Source organism: Micromonospora sp. CPCC 205739, assembly GCF_036906795.1.
Lineage (GTDB): Bacteria > Actinomycetota > Actinomycetes > Mycobacteriales > Micromonosporaceae > Micromonospora.
Genome location: NZ_JBAKHS010000060.1, coordinates 1 through 836 on the forward strand (window position 1 = coordinate 1; position 836 = coordinate 836).

Here is an 836-nt window from a genome sequence, read left to right on the forward strand (position 1 = left end):
GTCGTAGCGGGTGGCGACGCTGCGGCACTGCTTGAGGCGGTTGAAGCAGCGTTCGACGACGTTGCGCCGCTTGTAGAGCTGCTTGTCGAACACCGGTGGCCGGCCGCCTCGGCTGCCGCGCCGGCGGCGGTTGGCCTGCTGGTCAGCGCGCTCAGGGATCGTGTGCCCGATGCCTCGCCGGCGCAGGTCAGCTCGGATGGCCTTCGAGCTGTAGCCCTTGTCGGCGATGACATGGTCCGGACGGACCCGAGGTCGGCCGGGACCGTGACGTTCGACCCGGATGGCGGCCATGACCTGGGTGAAGCGGGTGCAGTCGTTGACGTTGCCGCCGGAGAGCACGAACGCCAGGGTCCGGCCCAGGCCGTCGCAGGCGAGGTGAATCTTCGTGGTCAGTCCACCTCTACTTCGACCGAGGGCGTGATCTTGTGGTTCGTCCGTTTCTCCGTGCCCCCTTTAGCGCCGGCCGCGTGCTGGTGGGCTCGCACGATCGTGGAGTCGACCGAGACCAGCCAGTCGATGTCCCCGGCCGCGTCCGCGTCGGCCTGGACCCCGGCGAGCATCCGTTCGAACGTCCCGTCCAAGGCCCACCTGCGGAAACGGGTATAGATCGACTGCCACGACCCGTACCGGGCAGGTACGTCCCGCCACGCCGCCCCGGCCCGGATCTTCCACACGATCCCGTTGAGCACCCGCCGGTCATCCGCCCGCGGCCGACCACCAGTCACCGCCGACGGCAGGTACCGCGACAGCGCTTCCCACTCGACGTCAGACAACTCGTAACGACGACCCACGCCCTACATCATCCGACACCAAGATCCTTTGAAGACACCGCCTAG

Annotated in this window: 1 protein-coding gene; it reads right to left on the reverse strand. The window is 68.1% G+C overall.

The window, feature by feature from the left end:
• A protein-coding gene (locus V6U88_RS30160; RefSeq protein WP_334458298.1) for an IS5 family transposase occupies window positions 1-791 on the reverse strand; the annotation gives its coding sequence in 2 pieces (ribosomal slippage) (window positions 1-453 and window positions 456-791; 789 coding nt annotated over the 2 pieces). This gene is flagged as partial in the annotation.
• Window positions 792-836 lie beyond the last annotated feature (45 nt).